The 20,652-nt window shown below is 51.1% G+C and carries 16 protein-coding genes; 7 read left to right on the top strand and 9 right to left on the bottom strand.

The genetic code is table 11. From position 1 onward, the window contains the following. Positions 1-7: 7 nt before the first annotated feature. On the bottom strand, positions 8-1,687 hold the full coding sequence (locus tag AC27N8_RS03570) for an acetate--CoA ligase (protein ID WP_487064013.1): 1,680 nt from the start codon (positions 1,685-1,687) through the stop codon (positions 8-10). Between the two features lie 276 nt (positions 1,688-1,963). Between AC27N8_RS03570 and AC27N8_RS03575 the strand changes: the two genes are divergently transcribed. The 4 genes from AC27N8_RS03575 (at position 1,964) to AC27N8_RS03590 (ending at position 6,456) form a co-directional block, all read left to right on the top strand. Further along, a complete protein-coding gene (locus tag AC27N8_RS03575; RefSeq protein WP_487064015.1) occupies positions 1,964-2,722 on the top strand; it encodes an SDR family NAD(P)-dependent oxidoreductase in 759 nt (252 codons plus the stop codon). A 93-nt stretch (positions 2,723-2,815) separates the two neighbouring features. Next, positions 2,816-3,811: a fumarylacetoacetate hydrolase family protein gene (locus tag AC27N8_RS03580; RefSeq protein WP_487064017.1), complete on the top strand. Its 996-nt coding sequence runs from the start codon at positions 2,816-2,818 to the stop codon at positions 3,809-3,811. 344 nt (positions 3,812-4,155) lie between these two features. After that, positions 4,156-5,487, top strand: coding sequence for an AAA family ATPase (locus AC27N8_RS03585; RefSeq protein WP_487064019.1), 1,332 nt, complete (start codon positions 4,156-4,158; stop codon positions 5,485-5,487). Between the two features lie 36 nt (positions 5,488-5,523). Next, positions 5,524-6,456: a tetratricopeptide repeat protein gene (locus AC27N8_RS03590; protein WP_487064021.1), complete on the top strand. Its 933-nt coding sequence runs from the start codon at positions 5,524-5,526 to the stop codon at positions 6,454-6,456. A 63-nt stretch (positions 6,457-6,519) separates the two neighbouring features. Here AC27N8_RS03590 and AC27N8_RS03595 read toward each other — a convergent pair whose 3' ends face one another. Then, a complete protein-coding gene (locus AC27N8_RS03595; RefSeq protein WP_487064023.1) occupies positions 6,520-7,731 on the bottom strand; it encodes a hypothetical protein in 1,212 nt (403 codons plus the stop codon). A 412-nt stretch (positions 7,732-8,143) separates the two neighbouring features. Between AC27N8_RS03595 and AC27N8_RS03600 the strand changes: the two genes are divergently transcribed. Further along, positions 8,144-8,947: a DUF899 family protein gene (locus tag AC27N8_RS03600; RefSeq protein WP_487064025.1), complete on the top strand. Its 804-nt coding sequence runs from the start codon at positions 8,144-8,146 to the stop codon at positions 8,945-8,947. A gap of 111 nt (positions 8,948-9,058) precedes the next feature. Here the strand turns inward: AC27N8_RS03600 and AC27N8_RS03605 are convergent, their stop codons facing one another. Further along, positions 9,059-9,652 (bottom strand): TetR/AcrR family transcriptional regulator, encoded by a 594-nt coding sequence (locus AC27N8_RS03605; protein ID WP_487064027.1) that lies wholly within the window; start codon positions 9,650-9,652, stop codon positions 9,059-9,061. 264 nt (positions 9,653-9,916) lie between these two features. Here AC27N8_RS03605 and AC27N8_RS03610 point away from each other — a divergent pair, with 264 nt between their 5' ends. After that, entirely contained in the window at positions 9,917-10,366 is a 450-nt protein-coding gene (locus AC27N8_RS03610; protein WP_487064029.1) for a nitroreductase family deazaflavin-dependent oxidoreductase, read from the top strand. A gap of 328 nt (positions 10,367-10,694) precedes the next feature. Here the strand turns inward: AC27N8_RS03610 and AC27N8_RS03615 are convergent, their stop codons facing one another. Both AC27N8_RS03615 and AC27N8_RS03620 read right to left on the bottom strand, forming a co-directional pair. After that, positions 10,695-12,446, bottom strand: coding sequence for a serine/threonine protein kinase (locus AC27N8_RS03615; RefSeq protein WP_487064031.1), 1,752 nt, complete (start codon positions 12,444-12,446; stop codon positions 10,695-10,697). A 378-nt stretch (positions 12,447-12,824) separates the two neighbouring features. After that, a complete protein-coding gene (locus tag AC27N8_RS03620; protein ID WP_487064033.1) occupies positions 12,825-14,162 on the bottom strand; it encodes a glycoside hydrolase family 18 protein in 1,338 nt (445 codons plus the stop codon). Between the two features lie 220 nt (positions 14,163-14,382). Between AC27N8_RS03620 and AC27N8_RS03625 the strand changes: the two genes are divergently transcribed. Further along, positions 14,383-15,735: a dihydrolipoyl dehydrogenase family protein gene (locus AC27N8_RS03625; protein WP_487064035.1), complete on the top strand. Its 1,353-nt coding sequence runs from the start codon at positions 14,383-14,385 to the stop codon at positions 15,733-15,735. A gap of 191 nt (positions 15,736-15,926) precedes the next feature. Here the strand turns inward: AC27N8_RS03625 and AC27N8_RS03630 are convergent, their stop codons facing one another. The 4 genes from AC27N8_RS03630 to AC27N8_RS03645 form a co-directional block, all read right to left on the bottom strand. After that, complete coding sequence (locus AC27N8_RS03630; protein WP_487064037.1) at positions 15,927-16,481, bottom strand: DUF4334 domain-containing protein; 555 nt, start codon at positions 16,479-16,481, stop codon at positions 15,927-15,929. A 96-nt stretch (positions 16,482-16,577) separates the two neighbouring features. Next, positions 16,578-18,134, bottom strand: a complete 1,557-nt coding sequence (locus AC27N8_RS03635) for a GMC family oxidoreductase (RefSeq protein ID WP_487064039.1) — start codon at positions 18,132-18,134, stop codon at positions 16,578-16,580. Between the two features lie 304 nt (positions 18,135-18,438). Then, the gene (locus AC27N8_RS03640; RefSeq protein ID WP_487064041.1) at positions 18,439-19,833 is read right to left on the bottom strand and encodes a sensor histidine kinase; all 1,395 of its coding nucleotides are present in this window, start codon (positions 19,831-19,833) and stop codon (positions 18,439-18,441) included. Then, the gene (locus tag AC27N8_RS03645; RefSeq protein WP_487064043.1) at positions 19,817-20,524 is read right to left on the bottom strand and encodes a response regulator transcription factor; all 708 of its coding nucleotides are present in this window, start codon (positions 20,522-20,524) and stop codon (positions 19,817-19,819) included. The genes AC27N8_RS03640 and AC27N8_RS03645 overlap by 17 nt, the downstream gene beginning before the upstream one ends. Positions 20,525-20,652 lie beyond the last annotated feature (128 nt).

The following is a 20,652-nucleotide window of genomic DNA, read 5'->3' on the forward strand; positions in this document are numbered from 1 at the left end:
GACCATCTTAAAAGCCTCCTTGTTTCCTTTGACGCTCCTGCTCACGCAACTCAACGCGCCGAATCTTGCCAGAAATGGTCTTCGGTAAAAGCTCCACAAATTCAATTTCGCGCGGATACTTATAAGGAGCGGTGACACGTTTGACATGCTCCTGAAGCTCTTTTGCCAGTTCAGGTGAGGCATCATAGCCAGGTGCAAGGATGATATACGCTTTGACAACCTCACCACGCATTTCATCGGGACTGGCGATCACCGCCGATTCGGCGACTGCCGGATGTTCTTTCAGGGCGCTTTCAACTTCGAATGGACCGATACGATATCCTGCACTGATAATCACATCATCGGCTCTACCAACAAACCAAAAATATCCCTCTTCATCTTTGTAGGCCCGATCGCCAGTGATATACCAATCTCCTCGAATACAATCGCTGGTCGCTTCAGGATTCTTCCAGTATTCGCGAAACATCCAGGTTGGACGGTGCGGCTTGATCTTGACCGCAATATCGCCTTCTTTGTGTGGAGGTAGTTCACCGCCATCGAAATCGATCACACTCACCTCGAAACCCGGCGCAGGTTTACCCATGGAGCCCGGCTTGACCCGTAATGGTGGAAAATTCCCGCACAACAATACCGTCTCAGTTTGACCATAGCCATCACGAATGGTCAAGCCAGTATTCTTCTCCCAGATTTTAATCACTTCAGGATTGAGCGGCTCGCCCGCTCCTACGCAGTGGCGCAACGCCTTTGGTGGATGCGCGTGGAGATACTCCATCGACTCAGCAAGGACAAGCATACGGTAGACTGTTGGCGGCGCACAAAATGTCGTGATAGGATATGTATGCAACATTTTCAGCGTCTCCAGCGCATCAAACTTGCCCCGCGCATCCTGAATAAACATTGCCGCCCCCATAATCCAGGGGCCAAAAAAATTGGACCACGCAGCTTTTGCCCAACCAAGTTCCCCGACGTTCCAGTGAAGATCATTTTCATCTAGGTCCAGCCAGTATTTCGCAGTAATGGTATGTCCAATAGGATAACTGGCATGTGTATGCAAGACCATCTTGGGATAACCCACCGTGCCTGAAGTAAAGTAGATCAGACAGGGATCAGCGCTACGCGTTTTCTCGCCCGTGAATTCGGATGAAGCATCTCGTAGCATGGCTTGATAGTTGAGCCATTGATCGCGCTCGACGCCCGCAGGAGTATGTTCTACCAGGACCGCTACGCGTACGCTGGGACACTGCTCACGGACCAGATCAAATTTGGCGGCGCCTTCGCTATCAGTAATCACAGCGCCAGGCTCAGCAATCTCCGAGCGAAACTGTAAATCGTTGGAGGTTAGCAGTGTTGTACAGGGGATAGGGATAGCTCCTAGTTTCATCAAGCCCAGGGCTGCCTCCCACCATTCACTAATACGCGGCAACATCAGGAGGACGCGTTCGCCTTTGACGATGCCTATACGAGTAAAAGCATTAGCGGCACGACTGGAGCGCTCAGCAAATCGAGCAAAGGTGATATGTTCTACTGCTTTACTTTGCCCGATCCAGAGCATCGCAAGCTTATCAGGATCTTGTGCCCACTTATCAATGATATCAAGAGCAAAATTAAAATATTCGGGGACATCCAGAGAAAAGTTACGACATTCAGCCTCGTAATCAGTCATATTGGGGATTTTAGAGGTGGTCATACACAGAGTTCCTCCTGGCTGATACCTTTGAGCAATACACAACAGCGTGAAAATGCAATCATTGCTTGTATCATATCATGTTCCATACTTCTTCGAACCACCTCATTTCATCGAAGAAGGCAGAAATATCGATCCTCCGGAAAGATTGGAAGATAGGTAATCGTGCGTGTGCTTGACGCACTCTCTGTGAAGATGCATCATAGAAGCAGACACGAAAGTGCCCTCTCAAATGGAAAGAGCATATGCTCTAAGCAGATTTATGGAGATACACTATTTATGAATAGGTTTACAGGCAAAGTTGCCCTGGTGACGGGAGCCGCTTCGCCGCGTGGGATTGGACGCGGCACGGCCCTGGCGCTCGCCAGAGAGGGCGCGTACGTTGTCATCACTGATATCGTACAGGAAAATGTACAGCGAGTCGTGTCTGAGCTCCAGGAGTTTAGTCAGGCGGCTGGGATGGTGGCTGACGTTCGCGATAAGGCGGCGATGATTCAGGTAGTCAAGCAGGCGACAGAGACGTTCGGAGGACTTGATATCCTCATCAATGTCGCCGGGCTGACGAGACCTACATCCTTCCTTGATATCTCCGAACAAGAATACGACCTCGTGCTCGATACAAATCTCAAAGGCACGTTTTTGACCACTCAGGCGGCTGTGCCCGCACTGATAGCGCGTGGAGGGGGAAGTATCGTCTCGCTCTCATCCGTGTCGGGACAACGCGGCGGTGGAGTCTTCGGCACCAGTGCCTACAGTGCCGCGAAAGCAGGTATCATGGGTTTAACCAAAGCACTTGCGCGTGAGCTCACCCCATCGGGTATCCGTGTCAACTGCGTCGCCCCTTCGATGGTAGATACAGATATTGCAGGCGATCTCCTGACCCCCCAAAAAAAAGAGGAGCTCGCCCGAGGTACGTTGGTTGGACGACTCGCGACAGTGGATGACGTAGTTAAAAGCATCCTCTTTCTGGCATCAGATGAAAGTCCCTATCTTACAGGCGTCACTTTAGATATTAACGGCGGGATGCATCTTCATTAGCCTTGCAGATTTTTTGAGCGAGAAAAAGAAGTTGAGCCAGCATCAGCAACGTTGTATGATAGCCTTATAAGACGATACTCAAGGAGGAAAATTTTGAAACTAGCAAGAATACTCCGTGATAGCCTGGACGGTGCGGTAAGCAGGTTGGCTGTTATTCAACCTGATGAGCGATCTGCCATCGATCTTGTCACAGCTGAACGCCTCAGGCTTGAGAGGCAGGGAGCAACCCATGATGCCGCTCTTCGCCTCGCAACGGCCCTCTTTCCATCCAGTATGGCTCAGGCAATCAGTCTGGGTGATACCTTCCTTACGGCCGCAGCACAGGCAGCCCAGAGCGCCAGTGACGAGGCCATCCTTCCCCTGACCAATGTGCGTTTACTACCTCCAATTGATCCCCCGCTCATGCGTGACTTCATGGCCTTCGAGGAGCATATACGCAACGCCTTCAGCCGCGGCGGACTGCCCTTCCCCGAAGAGACTCTCAAGCGACCGGTCTACTATAAAGGGAATGCTACAACCCTGATCGGCCATGAGCAGGAGGTCCCCTGGCCAAACTATACAAACTACATGGATTATGAACTGGAATTAGGCTTCATCATTGGAAAGGCAGGACGCAATCTGAGCCCGCAGGAAGCATTATCTCATCTCTTTGGTGTAACGATACTGAACGACTTCACGGCCCGCGACGTTCAAATGAAGGAAATGAGTGCCGGCCTGGGGCCTGCTAAAGGGAAAGACTTTGCGACCGCTCTCGGCCCCTGGATTATCACCCGCGACGAGCTTGATCTTACCAACCTGACTATGATGGCACGCATCAATGGAGAAGAGTGGACCCATAATTTCAGTTCAACCATGACCTGGAAGGTCGAGGAACTAATTGCCTATGCCTCCCAGGGAGAAGCACTTCTCCCTGGCGAATTGCTTGGGTCAGGCACGGTCGGTCTGGGCTGTGGTCTGGAGCAGGGCAAAAAGCTTCAGGCAGGCGATGTCATTGAGCTTGAGATTCCAGGTATTGGCATCTTGCGCAATAAAATCGGACAACCAGAGCCAAAAGGATGGGAGCCTCAGCCTCGCTCTTTGCAGGCTTAAACTATACAATATCGACTTGTACTGTAGCGTCGCACGCTCGCGTGCGATGTCCCACTCGACGTACGATCAGACAGGCCAGCGTAGCGCGCCAAGTTCTAACTGTCTCGTACGAGTCACTGGGACATCGCACGCGAGCGTGCGACGCTACGGTGTCCTCGCTTCGCTCGACACTGGTTATGCAGCATTGCCCTCCATGAGGTTTATCCAATGGGAAATAGTAATGCTAAGCTATGGCTATTATTTTCTTCTCTACTTGAGTAATGCTCCTCCTCATGATATAGTTGTGCTTGCATGTTTCTATTCATGGATATTGTTCTTTTCATATATTTATGGTGATCGCGATTATGACAGAAGATATGGATAAAGCTATTGCTGCATTACTTGAGGCGCTCAAATTCAGCCCTACTATTCGTTTACGCCGGCATGTAGCAGAACTGTTGATACAAGCTCAACGCTTTGAAGAGGCGATTACACATTGGCAGGAGATCTATCGACAGACAGAAGATCCTGAATGCCTGGTCCAGCTGGGTACAGCTTATTATCATAGCCAACGTTTTGCCGAGGCACAGCAAACACTATTAAAAGTTATCGCCCAACCGTCGGCCACAGCCGACAATTATTTGCTCCTGTCTCGCACGTGCTACGAGTTGGGAGACTACCAGATGGCGGGAAAGTATTACGAAGAGGCCATCGAGCGCGATGGGGGACTGGATGATCTGGAGTATAAGCGCTCATTGCTGTCCAAAGGGTCCCTGCTGCGTGCCAAAGCTCTGGTTGAGGACGATGGGGATAATGATTACGCTCCTCATGATATAGTGGAACGACCCAAAGTTACGTTTAAGGATGTCGGTGGCTTGGAGGCGCTGAAGGAGCAGATCAAGATGAATATCATCTATCCTTTCCAGCAGCCAGCCCTCTTCCAATCCTTCGGACGTAAGGTCGGTGGAGGATTGCTCCTCTATGGCCCTCCCGGATGCGGCAAAACGTTTCTGGCACGTGCAACCGCCGGAGAGTGCAAAGCGCAATTTATCAGCATCTCAATCCATGATGTGTTAGATATGTATATAGGAAATAGCGAGCGCAATCTCCATAATATTTTCGAGATGGCGCGACGCCAAAAGCCTGCGATTATCTTTATTGATGAACTGGATGCCCTCGGTGGTAGTCGTCAGCAAATGCAGAACCACCATGGACGTGTCCTGACCAATCAATTGCTCACCGAATTGGATGGTATCGATTCCGATAATAGTGAAATACTCGTCCTGGGAGCGACAAATAGTCCCTGGTTTGTGGACGCCTCCATGCGTCGTCCAGGCAGATTCGACCGCGTTCTTTTCGTGCCTCCGCCAGATCTGGAGGGACGCGTACAGGTTCTCCAACTGCATTTGCAGGACAAACCCATCGAGGCCATCGATTATGTACGTGTAGCCAAACAGATGGAAAAGTTCTCAGGAGCCGATATCCAGGCAGTCTGTCTGGCTGCGGCCGATGCGGTGATCGCTCAGGTGATGAAAACCGGGAAGATGCGTCCCATTCGTACAGAGGATCTCCTCCAGGCCTTGAAGAAAATCAAACCCTCGACCTTAGAATGGCTCTCCATTGCTAAAAATTATGCCACGTATAGCAATGCCTCCAATGCCTACGATGATATCTTGGACTATTTAAAGAAGAAGTAAGAAAGACTTTATATATATATATAGGAAATAAATTGTATGGGAAATCGTTTCGCCGATATGGCGCTGATTAAAGATGAAGTCGACAAAGCAGAGTACGCGATGAGTGTCAGAAAATATGATCTGGCTCTAAATATCATGCAACAAGCGCTCCAGGCTCATCCGGGCAACAGCATCGCCCTGGATATGATGGCGCGTATCTACCTGATCCAAAAGAATTATTCAGATGCTCAGGAAACAGCTCTGGAGGCGCTGCGGCAAGATCCAGAATTTCCAGGCGCGCATAACACCTATGGACTGATCACCCAGCAAACACAGTTCTATCAGCAAGCGGAAGAAGCTTTTCGTCGAGCGATCGAACTCAAACCCATCTATCACAACGCACATGCCAACTATAGCGAGTTTCTGCTCCTGATCCGTAAAAACATCACCAAAGCTAGAGAACATTGCCTCAAAGCGCTCGAATTGTCGCCGGAAACGGCCCGCTACTATCGATTGCTCGGGCGTATTGCCATCGCAGCAGAAGATTTTCAGCAGGCGGATGCGGCTTTTCGACAGGGGTTAAGCCTGGACCCTGAAAATATCTCGCTGCATAATAGCTATGGAAACTTTCTGATTAACAATCAGCGCAATCCAAAGGCCGCCTTTGAACATTTCCGCATTGCGCTGATGCGTGACCCGACGGATGAAATCGTGCGCAAAAATTTTTTTCTGGCATTAAAAACCAAAAATCGTTTTTACTGGCTCTTCTGGCAATACGCCGCCTTGCGCAGGAAATTAAAACAAAACTTCATCTATTTTGTCCTGTCAATCGGTATCGTGGTGAGCATCTTCTGGAGACTATCACATGAATACATGGCCTGGCTGCCATTCTCAACAGTGATCTTCTGTGCCTACATACTTTTTTTCACCTATATCCTGACAATCAATCCGCTCTTTACATTCCTGATCAAACGCGGCTGGCTTAAGTGAAGCAGCAGCGGCAGAGATTGAGTCTCTGCCGCTGCTGCAAGGCTATCTTTTCCGTGTCGACTCTTATGAAGCCGGAGTACTTACAACCTGCCAGTCTGTTCCGTCCCAATGTTCGGTCAGACCATTGCCGCCTACGAACCAGATATCCGCAGAAGAAATCGCGCTCACTCCATACGCTTCGACATAGCCAACGCCACCGTCTGGAGAGGTGATGACTGTCCACTGCTGACCATCCCAATGTTCGGTTAAAGGAACAGCGGCATGGTTCGCATCGATATGATAGCTACCAACCTCCCAGACATCTGTGGCGGAGAGCGCGGTCACGCTCAACAGGGTACTATTCACGCCGGGAGTTGGACTCTGAACCCTCTGCCAACTCGTTCCATTCCAATGAGCGGTAAACGCAAACGTATTGCTATTCGTAAAAGAATAACCAACCGCCCAGATGTTGGTGGAAGAAATAGCCACGGCACTCTGATAGACCTGCTGATAACCCTCAGGAGGATCGGGCGCGTTGACCGTGCTCCAGTTCGTTCCATTCCAATGCTCAATCAGAGGATGAAAACCGAAAAAGGTGGGACCTCCACTCAATGGATGAATACCGGTCGCAGTGCCGATCGTTGCATATCCCAGAGCAGTACCAACCGCCCAGATATTTGATGAGGAGATGGCAGTTATACCCAGCAATTCGTTCAGCGTAATGCTCTGATTTGGGCTGCTGACGATCTGCCAGCTTGTACCATCCCAGTGCTCGATAAGGCTCAACTCATTTTGGCCGTTCATGTAATTGCCGACCGCCCAGATATCGCTGTCGGAGAGGGCCGTGATAGCCTGCAAGCGTGTACTGCCTGTCTGATTTGGACTGGCGATCAGGCTCCAGGCAGTACCATCCCAATGTTCAACGACGCTCTGCTGGGCCGCCAGTCCACTGATGCTGGCAAAGCCGACCGCCCAGACATCTGAGGAGGAAAGGGCCGCCACTCCTGTCAATTCGGTATCAGTGGCTCCCAGAGGATCTGGACTGGCAATAATCTGCCAGCTTGTGCCATCCCAGTGCTCGGTAAGCGAGGAGTAGGCATTACTGGTACCCGTTGCGCCCACTGCCCAGACATCTGAGGAGGAGAGGCTGGCCACTGATGCCAGCTGATTATCCGTCGCACTGGCCGCGTCCAGGATACTATTGGGATGAGCCTGAATGCTTGTACTCTTCGTGAAAAATATACCAACGAGAAGCAGAAAGGTGAAAGGCAATACAAGCCATTTAAGTTTTTTCATCTAATTTCCTATTCTAAAGATGATCTTTTTCTGTGACACCAGAACATAGAAACTATAACATCTAAATAGATAAACATCAATATATTATAAAAGTAATGTTTCACAATTTATACAGAGGGGAGGGAGGCTTCTCTATCTTTACCCACAAGTTGCACAAAGAGATATAGTTCAACATAAAGGCAAGAGCGCAGATCACTTCCTTATGCCCAGTCTCCTCGTTCAGGTTTGCGCCTGGAAAGTGGCACTCCAGGAAGTTCAGGACAATCAGTGGTGGGCTGAGGATTTGAGTAAGATCGAAGAAGTTTTTTTCTTTCTCTGTTGATAGAATAGATCTACTTGCACATGGTCGTGGCATCCCTACTCACCATACGTCATCCCGAATGCAAGAGGAAGAAGAAAGAAGGAGATACCTATGCATACACCTGATCAGCACAATTTCGCCAGAGGCCTCGACACTTCTGCACTGCCCCCAGTGGTCGACCGAGCCACCTGGCAGGCAGAACTGGACAAGCTACTCGTGCGAGAAAAGGCGCACACTCGCGAAGGGGATGCGATCGCCGCAGCTCGCCGACGGCTGCCGATGGTGGAGGTAGACGCCTCCATCAAGCTGGTCGGCTCGCACGGACCGGTCCCGCTATTGGATATTTTTGAGGGCCGAACGCTTTTGATCGCCTATTATCACATGTGGCACGCCGGTCAGCCTGCCGAAGCTCAGTGCGAGGGCTGTACATTCTCCACTACCCACATCAACGAGCTATCCTACCTGCATTCCCGCGACGTCACCTACGCCACGTTCTGCGAAGGTCCGTACGAGGAAAGCTCACGCTATCACGATTTCATGGGCTGGACCGTTCCCTGGTACTCTGCACAAGATGCAGCCTCTGCCCTGCACGCCGAGTTCGGGATGCTGGTCTGCTATCTGCGGCACGGGGACCGTGTGTTCGAGACCTACTGGACCACCGGCCGTGGCAACGAAGTGATGGCACCGTCGTACGGACTTCTGGATCTGACCGTCTATGGGCGACAGGAGAAGTGGGAGGATTCACCAACTGGCTGGCCGCAACGCTGGGGAGCAAATACCAGCGAGCCCAATGCCTTCCGTCTCAATGGACGCCCCATCTCCCAATGGTCCCGGCTGGCTGCCGGACGCTCCGACGATCTTGGCACCGGGGCTAACACCGCTACTGACTCACACTGCTGCCACCACGAGCAGTGATACGCGAGAGAAAGCAACGAGCCAGTGCATCATCTCAATGACCCTCCTGCTCGTTGCTTTCTCTCGGATCTCACAGTAGGGATAGCGCTGCCCCGATGCCTAAAATGCCAGTCAAGCAACCGTGGTGACAGGTGACAAGCCAGCAATCACGATGCTCAAGACGCGCTGGGTCATCTCTTCAGCTGAAACTGTTTGATCTCCCCGACTCCATTGTGTGGCGGGACCCAAGATCGCCCAACTGATGACCTGCGCCATGGTTTCTCCTACCTCTTCTTGCAAAGGAACCTCCGATGGAACCTGCTTGAGCCATCTCAAGAGAAGGGTGTACAGTTCCTGTTGAAGCACATTCTCGAAGAGCGGCTCGTACTGCCTATCTGCTGGTTTGAGATAGGAACGAAAGAGCGCAAGCACATCGAACACCGATCGAATCAGTTGACGCAAGGTACTCAATTGCAAGGTAGAGGAGGCAGGAAATTGGCTGATGAGTCTCTGGTGGTACTTCTGATGCATCCAGCACTGTAACAATGCATATTTGTCTTCAAAGTGGGCGTAAAAGGTCGCACGGTTGACCGTAGCACGTTCCGCAACCTCTTGCACTGAAATCGAGTGAAGATTGTGCTGTTCTTCCACTAAGGCGATGAACGCTTGCAGCAATAGTTGACGGGTCCGTTTGACTCGTGGATCACGCGGATTAACAGATGTCATAGTGATTTATTCCCTCGGTACGCTCTCATATTCCCCTACGTGTAAGCAACAGTTTCACCTCTATGTTGTTTACACAACGCACCTACCTGTTTGCTGATTGCATTGCACTCAGACACATGGTATTTTTCCTACAGTGTAGTATACACGACACTGTTGTTGAAAGAACAGTAGTAGCGAAGCAAGATGGTTCTCTTTTTTGGAAAGAGGGCTGTTTACGAAGCTACATGTTTCATGAACTTCGTGCAGTTGATAGGAGAAGAAAACATGAGTACTAATCACGAAGAGTTGGCTCGGCTAGCCAAGACGCTTAATCCGCAGATTATTGACGAGTTTCACACACATGGAGGCAAGGTGAGAAATTTTCCAGGCCCAGAATTTCTCTTGCTTCACACACACGGTGCCAGGAGCAATCAACCACGTACCACTCCATTGCGCTACATCAAAGATGGTGACACGTACATCCTTGTTGCCGCAAATGGTGGTGCCTCCCGCAATCCCGACTGGTACTATAATATTCTCGCTCATCCAAATGATGTCACAATTGAAGTTGAGACCAAGCAATTGAACGTCCATGCGACCGTTGCGCCACCAGCCGAACGAGACCGTCTCTTCGCAGAAGTAGTAAGACAAGCACCCGACTTCGCTAAGGCTCAAAAAGGAACGTCTCGTATTATGCCAATAGTGCTCTTAGAATGTGTCACTGAGAAGGACTAGCAGACTTGTAATAGAAGCACATGGTTTCCTGACGCACAGGCGTGAGGTAGCACATACTGTCTCACGCCTGCACATTTTTGAAGATAGTTTGAATACTCTAGCATGTGCTCTTAGTTCTGGCGCCATCTAAATCAGGGCGTATGCTTGCTCATTGTATTGATACCTTCCTCACAATTATTCTCTTCATCGGTCACCAGACCCAGAGCAAAAGCCAGAAGTTTCTGTCTACACTTACACGCTTCCGACGAGGCTGTTTGTAGCTTCTCCTTCCCTATTCTTCTTCGCATGAGCGCAAATGGAAGTAGGGAATACCCCAGCAGAGGATTTATTATTTGGCATAGATATTGAAATTGCAGGTCGTCGAAGTGTCTTCGCCGAAAGGCGCGGCGACAACTCCGACGCTGCCGGAGCTATAGGCGCTATCCGAAATACTTACCACACTTTGCGAGTTAATCGAGATGGTAATCTGGCTCCCCACCGCAACGATGGTGACATGATTGGAGACGTTGTTTCCTGTCTTGATGGCCGGACTTGAACCTGTCGCGAGTATTTGTGAAGACGTCATGAAATTATAAGAGCCACTGGTCTGAACAACAAAACGATAGCCGGCAGTCGCATTGGCATTGCTACGAAAAGCGATGCCACCACCATTGCCATCGGTGGTGACATCGGCCTCGATTCTGACGGTGTCTACGGTGAGTTGAGGAATAAGGTTCGTTGAAGTCGCGCTGAGAAATCCAGCATGTGTGCTCAACTGGCCAGTAAAGAGGGGCATAACAGCGGTCGCGGTCGGCTTCGCCGGAGTCGCTTTCGGGGTTGGTTTTGGCGTCGCTTTCGGAGTGGGAGTGGCTGTCACAGTCGGAAGTGGGGTCTGCGTGGCGCTAGCCGTTGCGGTAGGAATAAGGGTTGGTGTGACATGGTGCAGTGGAGTGTATACACCTGTCGGTGATACATCGACCTGAGCATGTGCGTCGTTGTTGACAGGCGTGACGGATGCTGACGAGCTACGTGGCGCATAGACGACATAGACAATGAGCCCACAGATCAGTAAGAGCAGTGCCGCAGCAAGCCATAGTTTGTTCTTCCGCGCTGATTTTGTAGTCCGGGGCGCTTTTGATGCAGGCTGGACGGCCGCCTTATCATTGAGATCTGCGGCTATGTCGTTGACTTGAGGTGCCGGTGCTGCTATCTGCTCTCCTGAGACAACCAGCACAGTTGGCTGCGTGGCGGTAACGATAGGCAGAACCGGTTGAGAGGTTGTCTGAGCGACATCTCGGAGGGTTGACAGTAATTCCGACATCTGGGAATAACGTTGAGCGGGATCTTTCTCCAATCCTTTGAGGATCGCTTCGTTGACAGGATCAGGCAGATCAGCCACGATACTTGTCAGAGAGGCTGGCTTCAAATGCAGTAGCTGGTCTTTAAGTTCGACGACATCAGTGCTGGTAAAAGGTACCTGACCGGTAAACAATTCATAGGCAATGCAACAGAGCATATACTGATCACTCAATGGCGTAACAAGCATAGCATTGTTCGTTCCTCGACATTGCTCCGGGGAGAGATAACGCATATTACCAGCCAGCACCTCAGGTTTCACCGGCCAGAGCTGATCGGGGCTATAGATATCCGACAAAAATATCCGCTCTTGCTCATCAAAGAAAATATGCTTGGGTTTGAGATGTCCATGCACAATCTGCTGCGTATGCAGATAGTCTAAAGCCTGTCCAATATGGAGTATGATAGTTAAAGCCTCATCGAAAGGCAGGCGTTCCGGCGTGATCTTATCCAGACGAGCCCGCAACGAGCCTCCAGCCATATACTCGCTGACAACGTAGGAGCAGCGATTTTCAATGCCTCCGTCGATGATTGGGACAATATGTGGATGCTTGATATGAGTCAGTATGTCGAGCCGCTGCGAAAACGCTTCTCGCTTCTCCAGCCCTAACAGCGCAGGCTTCTGAAAGATCTTCAGGATAGCTTTTTTCTTCTGTTGATCACGGGTACTGACAAGATATGTTAAATTATCACGATGCTGCTCGAGTACCGTAATAATATCATAGCGACTAAATTGATACTGCACCTTTTTCTCCTATCAGAATTTTTACACTCATATGTATGCAAGAATCCAGATACATGGAGACATGCTTATCAACAGCGTACAAGCATTATTTGATGAGCAACTCCCTTGTTGGATGTATATCTAGTGAAAGAGGGAGAGATTTCTGTCCACTCTGTTTGCATCATAAACCGATAAATATGCATTCATTGTAACAGAGCAATAATGATTCCGTATAGTAATTAGGATAATTTTCTATATTAAATCTTAAAGATACAAAAAGTAGCGTCGCACGCTCGCGTGCGATGTCCCACTCGCCGTACGATCCAGTACCTCTGCGTGGCTCGCCGAGATCTTCCTGTCTCATACGTCGAGTGGGACATCGTGCCCGAGGGCACGACGCTACTTTTTGAGGCCGTGAGCAAGGGAGTTGATCAACGTACCGGAGGCATCATCGCCATCCAGGGACCAGACCATCGCGCCACCAAGTCCGAGCACTTTGATATAGTCCGTTTTGAGCGTTATCGCCGCAGAATCATCAAAGCTCCAAAAGTTCTTCCCGTCATAGTACCAGGCGGTCTGAGCTAGAGGGTCCCAGTAGCGGGTCATGTGCAATGGGGCGAGCTGGTTGTAGTTCGCAGTGCCGCCACCAAGTGTGGCTGGCTGCATCGTTGGACTACTTTGAAAAAGTCCGTGATTGACATTGGGGACATTTGTCCAGCCGTGCCCATAAAATGGGATGCCCAGCACTATTTTGTTGAGTGGAAAGCCCGCCTTGACATAATCGAAGACGGTATGGTTGATGCAGTAGCTGTTGGCTGGCTCTGGCGATGGATCACGAGGATCACAGAAGAGTGGAGCGTTAAAATCTGCCGGTCCTGTCGCATCCCATGCGCCATGCATATCGTAGGTCATCACATCGCCCCAATCCAGGGAGCGACCGATCTTGTTCAGCTGAAGATGAGTGTACTTATCCTGTCCAGCAGGCAGCGCGGCCGACAGCAGATAGTGCTTGCCGGTCTGTTTGCCAAGAGTATCGAGCTGGCTGCGGAACTCGGACAATAATCCGGTAAAATTGGCGGTGTCCTGTGGACCATAGACGTTGCCATTGCCGGGATTGTCTGGATATTCCCAGTCGATGTCGATGCCGTCAAAGATTCCTGCGGCAGAGCCGGGTCCGCCAGCGACATCTGATGGCAGCAGCGGCAGGTTGCCCTGGATATATTGAGCGATACAGGACTGCACAAAGGCTGCACGGTTCGCAGGCTCGGCAGCCTTGGAGAAGTTGGTAGACCATGACCATCCGCCAATCGAGATCATGATCTTGAGATTGGGATAGAGTTGCTTCAATTCGCGCAATTGCTGGAAATTACCTCGGAGATTCTGGCTCCATGTATCATCCTGTCCATTGACGCTCTCCGTGGCGGCAAACGGACGCTGATAATCAGCCCAGGCATCACCCTGGCTACATGTAAGATCAGAACTAATGTTGCTAAAGGCATAATCGATCGTCGTTAATTTGGCAGCGGTACCATTCGCCACCAGATTTTTCTCAAAGAAACCAGAATAGATGCTCCACTGAGTGAAGTAACCAACGACTTGCTTGCCATTGACCTTTGCGCTACTAGAGGTGGATGATGCAGCGGCTTTGACCACACCACTACTTTGTCCCAGGACACCACTGATACCGAGCAAGCAGCTTAAAATCATTACCATAGATAAATGAGTATAACGCTTCATGCAAGTTCCCTCTCGGACGTATAGATAAATTATAGAGAGGAGGGTTTTCCGTCTGGCTTATCCCTCCGGCAAGAGAAATTTCTCCTCAAAAGGGAGAGTACCTGCAACTGGTAGAAAAGTCAAGACATCTATACCACTGACACAAAAATTTAATATTTGTCAACTCATAGAGATCAGGCACGTACTCTAAAGAGAAAGACTTTATAAGGAGAAATGAAAATTGCCTATACATGTTGATGTGATCATTGTCGGGACAGGTACGGCGGCCCAGACCATCGCGTTTACCTGTCGCGAAGCGGGCTGGAATGTCGCAGTGCTCGATTCTCGTCCCTTCGGCGGAACATGCGAGCAGCGAGGATGCGAGCCCAAGAAGATCCTGGCGAGTGCCACCGAGCTGGTCGACTGGAGCCAACGTATGCAGAGCTCGGGGATCTCAGCCCCCGCTCTCTCGATCAACTGGCAGGATCTAATCCAGCTAAAGCGCTCATTCACCGAGCCTGTGCCCGCGACCATGGAAAAGGCATTTGCCAAAGCTGGCATCCAGACGTGGCATGGTCGGGGACACTTCATCAATGCCAACACACTACAAGTCGGCGACGAGACTCTGATTGGACGCTTTGTGGTGATCGCAGCAGGCGCACAGCATGCTCCATTGGGGATTCCTGGCGAAGAGTATCTGACTACCAGCACACAATTTCTAAGTCTGGAGGCTCTACCGCAGCGCATCGTATTCGTTGGCGGCGGCTATATCGCATTTGAATTTGCTCATATTGCGGCACGTGCAGGTGCCAACGTCTCGATCATCCATCGCGGCCCACGCGCGCTCGAAAAGTTTGATCCAGATCTGGTAGCACAACTCACACAGGCAACCCAGGCTTCAGGCGTTGACGTACAGCTCGCGACGGCTGTGACAGCTCTTGAGAAACAAGCCAATCATCTACTCGTCCATACCCAAAAAGGTGATCAGGAGCAGACAATCGAGGCAGATATTGTCGTACATGCCGCTGGTCGCGTGCCCGAGATTGATGACCTTCATCTCGATGCAGCAGGAATTGTGCGCGAGAAAAAAGGTATCACAGTCAACCACTATTTGCAATCCACCAGCAATCCAGCTGTCTATGCGGCCGGAGATTGCGCGGCCAGCGGAGATTTCCCATTGACTCCCGTTGCCACGATGGAAGCACGTATCGTCGCCAATAATCTGCTCCAGGGAAACGAGCAAACACCCAGCTATAAAGGCATCCCCAGCGTTGTCTTCACAACTCCGACGCTTGCCAGAGTAGGCCTCACCGAAGAGGAGGCGCATCAGCAGGGACGGCACTTCACCACCAAACACGAAGACACATCCAGCTGGTACACCTCGCGACGTATCAAACTAGCGCACACGGGATTTAAAGTGCTCATCGAAGACGGCACCAACCACATCCTGGGAGCACATCTGCTGGGACAAAACGCCGAAGAGGTCATCAATCTTTTCGCCCTGGCCATTCGCATGGACCTCCACGCGCACGACCTTAAAGAGATGATCTATTCCTATCCAACTAGCTCATCAGACGTAAACTACATGCTCTAAATGCCAAAGTACGCAAGCGCACTGTTCAAATAAGGAAACATCTCCGCCAGAGAGATCAGGCTCTCTCCGACGTATTGCACTGCCAAAGGTCATCGCGACGTTGCCCGGACAAGAGGGATGACCCCTTGAACGAGGCATCCACGTTTGCCGACGTAGCGCCGCGGCTGTCCTGAGCGCCATGAGCGAAAGCGCTACTCGTTGCGATACAATCTAAAAAAGAAAGGCTGCTCCACGCCTTTCAGATCCATCACGCCCAACAACGTATCGTGATTGATCAGACGAAATGTATCGTAGATAGGGAGATTGTCATAGATCATCGAGGCGCTAACTTTTCCTCGGTATTCCAACATGCGTACTCTGGCCTTTGTTTGACGCGTCTGCACAAAAAAACGCGTGGCGAGAAATATCTGGCGTGTCAGCTTACTCTGTGGTATGGGTACTTTGAGCGCCAGACCTAAAGGGAGTCGCTGCGGGTTGACCGAAAAGAGCTTCCCTTTGTTATTCACAAACAGGAGTGGACGCACATGATCACGATCGATAAATTCTTTCCCATACCAGCCAAATGTCTCTAACGCTCCACCGAGAGGATGTCCCGTTGAAATCTCGGTGCCGCGCCATTTGCCGATGATGGTCTCAATATCGACAACCGGCAGGGCGTCACACAATGCCAGCGCCTCTTCTGTACTCATTCTGTTTTTGTGTGCAAGATTACGTATCAGATCTGATGGATGTGCAGGATCTACCATACTTTTGCTCCTCTCGCAATATCTTCCCCCAAATCATCTATCCTTCCATAGAGTACGCGAAAAGAGCAGAAAGATCAATATCAACGGGAGAAATCCTCAGCGAGGCGCAATATAAGAGGCGTTTCCAATTGGCGTTGCCTGAGCATGCTTAATCATATCAGCAGCCTTCTCTGCGATCATAATGGTGGGAGCATTGGTATTTCCACTGATGATCGTTGGCATGATCGATGCATCGATGACCCGCAACCCCTTGACTCCATAGACGCGCAGCTGATCATCGACGACGGCCCCATCATCAGTAGCCGGACCCATCTTGCAGGTCCCCACAGGATGGTACAGCGTCTCCGCGTTCTCCCGGATTGAATCGATAATCTCTTCATCGCTCAGATCATTATCATCCATCACCGGCTCGCCGCGCCAATCATCGAAGGCGGTCGCATGAGCCAGATCAATGCTAAAGCGGACAGCTTGCGTCAAAAGGTTGAGGTCTTCTTCAGCGCTCAGATAATTTCCCTCGATCTGCACTGGCTCAAAGGGATCGTTGGAGCTCAGCAAGAGTTGCCCTACGCTCTGCGGATGCAGCAAAATGGGAGCAATTGTGAAGCCGTGGCCAGCCAGCGAGTTAATGCTATGACTCATAAAAAGCGCAGGTGTAAAAATAAATTGAATGTCGGGGACAGGAGAGTCCGCTTGCAGCGTGATAAATCCGCCGGCTTCAGCGATATTCGAGTGGAAAGGCAGCACGACAGGCTGGAGAGATTGATAGAGCACTCCCGCCGAGAGATGATCCTGTAAATTCTGCCCTACTCCTGGCAGGTCGACCAGGACAGGGATATCCAGAGATGCAAGATGCTCGGCTGATCCAATGCCGGAAAGCATCAGCAGTTGCGGCGTGTTGACCGCACCTCCACAGAGTAACACCTCACGCTGAGCCAGTTCGGTCTGGATGTCTTTCCCATCATGATACATCACACCGACGGCCCGATCCTGCTCAAATAGCACGCGCATCGCATGGGACTCGGTACGAATTGTCAAATTTGGTCGCTGTCGCGCAGGCACCAGATAGGCACTGGCAGTGCTCCAACGCGTCCCGTTTTTCTGCGTGACCTGATATATGCCTGCCCCCTCTTGCGCCTCTGCATTGAAATCAGGATTCTCTGTCAGACCACACTCGCGACAGGCCGCAACGAACGCCTGCGAGAGCGGATGCGGCGCACGCAGGTCTGCCACATTCAACGGGCCATCAACTCCATGATACTCCGATGCTCCCCGCTCCTGATGCTCCGCCTTTTTAAAGTAGGGCAAAATATCATCGTATCCCCATCCCTGATTGCCTGCCGCTTGCCAGAGGTCATAATCGGCACGGTTCCCACGAATGTAGATCATAGCGTTGATGGAACTACTCCCACCCAATACCTTGCCACGCGGCCAGTAGAGACTACGCATCGCCAGCATTGGCTCTTCCCCGGTCATATATCCCCAGTCACAGGCAGTATGGAACAGCGTCGGGAACGCTACCGGCATACGGATCTCTGGCTTCGTATCGGCTGCGCCCGCTTCCAGCAGCAGCACGGTCGTGTGTGGATCTTCGGTCAGACGATGAGCCAGCACACAACCTGCTGATCCTGCCCCAACGATAATGTAGTCATACATGAAAGAACACACCTCACTTCTCAAGAAATAACATCGCGCATAGCTTATCCCACCAGATAAAGCTAAAAAAAGATCGTCCGCTCTCAAATTGTATGGTCAAAGCAGAGCAAAATGCAATTTTTGTTCGAGATAGCATCCACGAATTTCAAGCTCTTCTGAGCTCAAATTGGCAGTCCGTCAGACCGTACTGAGGAAAGTTACATCCCAGGGTGAGAAGATTTCAACCCGCTGGTTTGTCTGACATTGCCGTGTGAAACAACTGTTATCTGGAGCTTTCCAGATATGACCAGAGAAAATAAACACCTCACCCACAGGTAATCGGTAAGGTAAAAGTAAAGCAACTGCCCTGTCCAACCTGGCTGTGCACCGTAACACGCCCTCCATGCGCGTGAACCAGTTGCTCGACGACGGCCAGACCGAGGCCGCTTCCCCCTGTTTCGCGTGTACGGGAGGTGTCAGCGCGATAAAAATGCGTGAAGATCAGGGGCACCTGCTCGGCTGCAATCCCCACTCCGTTATCACGTACTGAAACGCGCACTTCCTGTTGGTACACCTGGGCGCTAATGCTGATCCTGCCCTCCTCCGGCGTATATTTAATCGCATTCGTCAACAGGTTACGCAAAATTTGTCCCACCCTCTGGGCATCTGCATCCACCAGAGGCAAATTTGCCGGGAGATCGGCGGAGAGCGCGAGCTGTTTGCTCTCCGCCGAGAGAGAGACGGCCTGAACTGCCTGGATGATAGCATCTTCCAGTGCAATCGGCTCGCGGTGCAAGCGCAACTGGCCCGCTTCCGCCAGAGTGATATCCTGGAGGTCCGTGATCAGGCGATTCAAAAGTATCGCCTCTTCATAAATGGAAGAGATTATCGCAGGCTCTGGTTCGATTACCTGATCCTGCAACGCCTCGAGATAGCCCCGAAGGTTGGTCAGTGGAGTGCGCAACTCGTGGGCGACATCGTTCAAAAGCTGACGGCGTTGGCGTTCACCACGCTCCAAACTCTCCGCCATCGTGTCAAAGGCGTGCGCCAGCTCTCCCATTTCGTCCCGCCCTCGCGTCTGGACGCGCTGGCTGAGATCCCCCTGCTCTAAACGTCTGGCCGCGCGGGTTAACGCCCGCACAGGCTTGACAATGGTCCCCGATAAGGTGAGTGCCAGAACAAAGGCCACGCTTCCCGCGACCAGCACCGCGAAAGCGAGTGCGCGATTAATCGAGTTGATAAATTGGGTAGCGGGCGGCAGTTGCGAGCCGGCAGCGATAAGGCGACCATTCGTCGAAACGATACGCAACTCACTACCAGGAGCAAGCGACATGTCAGGTGGGGAGACGCCTCCCGTCAGCGCATTCTGATTGTTCTCCAGCGTCAAAAAGAGGGAAATGGTCAACGTCTGGCCAATGAGCGTGCTCATCGAATCGGCGACAATACGCTGGTCCGGGTCGATGACCAGTATTCTCATCTTCGTTTGAGCCGCACTCCGTGTGATAGAGGACTGAAGCTTCTGGCTGTCTTGAGGCCGGTGATATACCGCCTGAATTTGCGCGACCAGCTTCTGATTGTTGGTTCGCTCATTCTCCAAATAACCTTGAAAGCCCTCTTGAGCGATCTGGCTGGCAAAGACAGCAAGCGATCCTAATGTAACAATAATAACCAGCAAAAACATGAGGAGCAAGCGCACACGCAGGCTACGAATTCTCATCATCCAGCTCTTTTCTCAATTTGTAGCCAACTCCATAAACCGTCTGCAGGTAGAGTGGCTGGTCAGGACTGGGTTCGATCTTCTTGCGTAAGTTCATCATATGGACATCAATCGTACGCTCAAAGCCTTCGTAGTCAAAGCCAAAGACACGCGTCACCAATTCGGCGCGGCTGAAGGCGCGGCCAGGCTCTCTGGCCAGCGTCTCCAGAAGCTTGAACTCTTTGGGAGTCAGGCGAACAGGCATCTTGCCCAGCAAGGTTTCATGGGCGGCAAAATTAACAACGAGTTCACCCAGATAGAGCGTGGGCGAGTACTCTTTATCTTGTTTCTGATGAGCACGCCGAAGGATCACTCGTACACGGGCCACCAGTTCGCGTGGGCTGAATGGCTTGGTAAGGTAGTCATCTGCCCCCAGGTCCAATCCGAGCAACTTCTCATCTTCGGTTGAGCGGGCAGTCAGCATGATGATCGGAATATCACACTCAGTATGCAAAATGCGACAGACATGCAAACCGTCAATGCCTGGCAGCATCCAATCCAGGATGATCAGGTCCGGCTGCCTCTGCCTGGCCAGATCCAGCGCCGTCTGACCATCAAAGGCTGAGCAGACCTGGTAGCGCTCCTTCTCAAGATAAAGGCGGATCAGGTCCACCGTTTTTTTGTCGTCATCGACGATCAGGATCGTTTGCTGCATAATTCCAAGGTTTCTTCTATCACACATTATGGCTATACGAAACAGCAATAGTTTATTCATCGTTGCCAGGAGTATACTCCAAACATGTAAAGTTTTGATGAAGATGGTATTCCAGGATGCTACAAGCA

It is taken from the genome of Dictyobacter sp. Z7_2 (assembly GCF_057551105.1).